Below are 348 nucleotides of genomic sequence, written 5' to 3' on the forward strand. Positions count from 1 at the left end.
TATCCACGTGGCTATGTCCTACTCTCCCAGGCAGTTTCCCACCAAGTACCATCAGCGCTAAAGAGCTTAACTTCTGTGTTCGGAATGGGAACAGGTGTATCCTCTTTGCTATTATAACCACATATTGCCTATTTATAAGACAAGTATTATATTAACATCTTTATTTTTAAATGTCAATAGTTTTAAAGTACTAAATAGTAATTGTTTAATATGATATATACCATATTAATTGAAGTTAGTACTTTATCTAGAGTTAACACTCTAAAAACTACACATATATTTTATTGAATGTACATCAAATAATTTGGTCAAGTCCTCGACCTATTAGTATCGATAAGCTAAATACAT

1 rRNA gene is annotated in these 348 nt (G+C 31.0%); it reads right to left on the reverse strand.

What is annotated here, in order from left to right:
- Positions 1-5 precede the first annotated feature (5 nt).
- Positions 6-122: ribosomal RNA gene (gene rrf / locus Q3304_RS20990) — 5S ribosomal RNA — on the reverse strand.
- Between the last annotated feature and the right edge of the window lie 226 nt (positions 123-348).

Source organism: Clostridioides sp. GD02377 (genome assembly GCF_045899875.1).
Taxonomy (GTDB): Bacteria; Bacillota; Clostridia; order Peptostreptococcales; family Peptostreptococcaceae; genus Clostridioides; species Clostridioides difficile_A.